Origin of the sequence: Massilia sp. CT11-108, assembly GCF_047302915.1 — a bacterium.
Lineage (GTDB): Bacteria > Pseudomonadota > Gammaproteobacteria > Burkholderiales > Burkholderiaceae_D > Telluria > Telluria orientalis.
Genome location: NZ_JBKYMO010000564.1, coordinates 1 through 3313 on the forward strand (window position 1 = coordinate 1; position 3313 = coordinate 3313).

The window sequence follows — 3313 nt, forward strand, 5'->3', positions numbered from 1 at the left end:
CGAGCGCGTGGCCGTTTCTCGTCTCCGCGCCGGCCAGCAGCGCGAGGACCTCGTGCGCGGAACGGCCGCCGTACAGCGGCGCGATCAGCGGGCGCACGACGGCACGGCGAGCATCGCTCCACGCCTCGTAGCAGTGCGCCATCGGCAGGTGCCAGCCGGCCGCGCGCGCGGTCTCGTCGCGGTACAGGCCCAGGTGGGCGGAGAGCGGCACCCGCCGCAGCAGCGCGGCGAAATCGAGGTCCGCGGGCGCATCGTAGGCCGGATTCGCGTCCAGCATGAGCAAGGTGTCGACGCGGCCGGCGATCGACGCGCCGTGGTCCAGCGGGCTGCGCACCGGCGTTTCCCTGCCCGCGCTGACGGTAGAGCGCACGGGCCGCACGCACGATCTCGTGGTCCGCCAGAAGGAAGTCGACATGCAGGGCCGCAGTCCGGTTCAAGTTCGCGTTCACGTGCGCGAACTGGCGCGCGAGCGGCCGGAGCAGGCGTCGATGTATCCCGAACGCGAATACAAGGACTACAAATGGGGCATGGCGATCGACCTGAATGCGTGCATCGGCTGCGCATCGTGCACGATCGCGTGCCAGGCCGAGAACAACATCCCCGTCGTCGGCAAGGAGGAAGTGGCGCGGGGCCGCAGCATGCACTGGATCCGCGTCGACCGCTACGTGGCCGGCCCGCGCACCCTGTTCCAGCCCGTGCCGTGCATGCATTGCGAGCACGCGCCGTGCGAGGAAGTGTGCCCGGTCGGCGCCACGATGCACGACAGCGAAGGCCTCAACGTGCAGGTCTACAACCGCTGCATCGGCACGCGCTTCTGCTCCAACAACTGCCCGTACAAAGTCCGGCGCTTCAACTTCCTGCAGTACGCCAACGAGAAAGTGGAAAGCCTGAAGGCGCTGCAGAACCCGGAAGTGACGGTGCGCCGGCGCGGCGTGATGGAGAAATGCAGCTACTGCCTGCAGCGGATCACCCGCGCCCGCATCGAGGCCGAGAAGGCGGGACGGCGCATCCGCGACGGCGAGATGGTCACCGCGTGCCAGGCCGTGTGCCCCACGCGCGCGATCCGCTTCGGCGACTTGAACGACCCCGCCAGCGACGTCGCCGCGGCGAAGGCGTCGCCGCTCGATTACCACCTGCTGGAAGAACTCAACACGCGCCCGCGCACGAGTTACCTCAGGCGCGTGCTGAACCCCGATCCGGAGCTGGAATGAGTACCCCGGAGAACACCGACGTGCTGCGCCCCGGCTGGGGCTATGCGAGCGTCACGGACAAGATCGCGGGCATCGTCCTTACCGGCCAGTTCGGCTGGCGCTGGTGGACGGCGTTCCTCGTCGCGTCCGCGGGCGTGTGCGCGCTGCTGGCCGCCGTTTCCTGGCTGCTCGTGAAGGGCATCGGCATCTGGGGCGTCGACATTCCCGTCGCGTGGGGCTTCGCCATCGGTAACTTCGTGTGGTGGATCGGGATCGGCCATGCCGGTACCTTCATCTCCGCCGTGCTCCTGCTGCTGCGCCAGAAGTGGCGGACGTCGATCAACCGCTTCGCCGAGGCGATGACGCTGTTCGCGGCGGGCATCGCGGGCCTGTTCCCGATCCTGCACCTGGGCCGGCCGTGGTTCTTCTACTGGCTCGTGCCTTACCCGAACGTGATGAACGTGTGGCCGCAGTGGCGCAGCCCCCTGGTCTGGGACTTCTTCGCCATCGCGACCTACCTGACCGTGTCGCTGCTGTTCTGGTACGTGGGCCTGATCCCGGACCTCGCCACCCTGCGCGACCGCGCCGGCCAGCGCGGCCAAAGGAAAAGCCAGATCGCGTACGGCCTGCTGGCGCTGGGCTGGCGCGGCGAGGCGCGCCACTGGGCGCGCTACGAATGGGCATATTTGCTGCTGGCGGGGCTGGCGACGCCGCTCGTCGTGTCGGTGCACACGATCGTGTCGCTCGACTTCGCCGTCGGGAACACGCCCGGCTACCACTCGACGATCTTCCCGCCATACTTCGTCGCCGGCGCGCTGTTCTCCGGCTTCGCGATGGTGCTGACGCTCGCGATCCCGCTGCGCGCCGCGTTCGGCCTGCAGGATTTCATCACGGGCCGCCACCTCGCCAACGCGGCCAAGGTGCTGCTGGCCACGTGCTGGCTCGTGAGCTATGGCTACCTCGCGGAGATCTTCACGTCGTTCTACAGCGGCGACATCTACGAGCGCTACATGACGGTCAACCGTTTCACAGGGCCGTACGGTCCAGTGTATCTGGCCATGCTGGCCTGTAACGTGCTGGTGCCGCAGCTGTTCTGGTTCCGGCGCGTACGTCACAGCGCGGCGCTGCTGTTCGTGCTGAGCCTCGTCATCAACTGCGGCATGTGGATGGAGCGCTTCCTCATCGTCGTCACGTCGCTGCACCGCGACTTCCTGCCGTCCGCGTGGGGCATGTTCTATCCGACGCGCTGGGACTGGATCACGCTGTTCGGTTCCATCGCGCTGTTCGTCTGGCTGTTCCTGCTGTTCGTGCGCTTCCTGCCGCTGATCTCGATCGCGGAGATGCGCGAGCTCGTACGCGAATCGGCGAAGGGGGAGGCATGAGCGGACCGGGCGTGTACGGCCTGCTGGCCGAATTCCCCAGCGCGGACGCCCTGTGCGCGGCCGCGCGCCATGCGCGCGCGAACGGCTACACGCGCGTGGAGGCCTATTCGCCGTTCGCGATCGAAGGGCTGGACGACATCGTCGGCGCCGACAAGGGCTGGATCGCGCCGCTCACGCTGCTGGGCGGGATCCTCGGCGGGGCAGGAACGTACTTCCTGCAATGGTATGCGGCCGTCGTCGACTACCCGATCGACATCGGCGGCCGGCCGCTGCACAGCTGGCCCGCGTTCATCCCGGCCACGTTCGAGATCACGATCCTCGGCGCGGCCGTGGCGGCCGTGCTCGCGATGCTCGTGCTGAACGGGTTGCCGCGGCTGTACCATCCGCTGTTCGAGGTCGAGGAATTCGAACTGGCGAGCCGCAACCGCTTCTTCCTGTGCCTGCCCGCGCGCGATCCCGTGTTCGCGCCCGGCCCGGCGCGCGACCTGCTGGAGGAACTGCACCCGCTGCTGCTGCGCGAGGTGCCGGCATGAAGCGCATCCCGCTCCTTCTGCTGTTTGCGCTGTCGTTGTGCGCATTGGCCGGCTGCGAAGGCGCGAAGCAGGACATGTACGACCAGCCGCGCTATAAAACGTACGCGCCGAGCGCGCTGTTCGAGGACGGCGCGTCCGTACGGCCGCCCGTCGCCGGCACGGAACCGCGTGCGCGGGGCGCGTTCGCCGACAGTTCGGGCGGCCGTAC

At 68.3% G+C, this 3313-nt stretch carries 3 protein-coding genes and 2 pseudogenes; 4 read left to right on the top strand and 1 reads right to left on the bottom strand.

The genetic code is table 11. From position 1 onward, the window contains the following. Window positions 1-334 (bottom strand): annotated as a pseudogene (locus ACEN88_RS27435) (molybdopterin oxidoreductase); the annotation flags it as partial. On the opposite strand from ACEN88_RS27435, the gene ACEN88_RS27440 reads away from it, so the two are divergent. From ACEN88_RS27440 to ACEN88_RS27455, 4 genes and pseudogenes are all read left to right on the top strand, one after another. Then, window positions 285-1211, top strand: coding sequence for a 4Fe-4S dicluster domain-containing protein (locus ACEN88_RS27440; protein WP_413344753.1), 927 nt, complete (start codon window positions 285-287; stop codon window positions 1209-1211). The pseudogene ACEN88_RS27435 and the gene ACEN88_RS27440 sit on opposite strands and share 50 nt — an antisense overlap. Further along, window positions 1208-2572 carry an NrfD/PsrC family molybdoenzyme membrane anchor subunit gene (gene nrfD / locus ACEN88_RS27445; RefSeq protein ID WP_413344755.1) on the top strand — a complete coding sequence of 455 codons (1365 nt, stop codon included), beginning with the start codon at window positions 1208-1210 and terminating at the stop codon, window positions 2570-2572. Before ACEN88_RS27440 ends, nrfD begins: the two co-directional genes overlap by 4 nt. Next, window positions 2569-3105, top strand: coding sequence for a DUF3341 domain-containing protein (locus ACEN88_RS27450; protein ID WP_413344756.1), 537 nt, complete (start codon window positions 2569-2571; stop codon window positions 3103-3105). Before nrfD ends, ACEN88_RS27450 begins: the two co-directional genes overlap by 4 nt. Next, window positions 3102-3313 (top strand): annotated as a pseudogene (locus ACEN88_RS27455) (cytochrome c); the annotation flags it as partial. The gene ACEN88_RS27450 and the pseudogene ACEN88_RS27455, both read left to right, overlap by 4 nt.

What these genes read in the sequence shown, in the direction of transcription:
- nrfD (WP_413344755.1), top strand. Translation starts at nt 1,208, where the DNA reads ATGAGTACCCCGGAGAACACCGACGTGCTGCGCCCCGGCTGGGGCTAT.
- ACEN88_RS27450 (WP_413344756.1), top strand. Translation starts at nt 2,569, where the DNA reads ATGAGCGGACCGGGCGTGTACGGCCTGCTGGCCGAATTCCCCAGCGCG.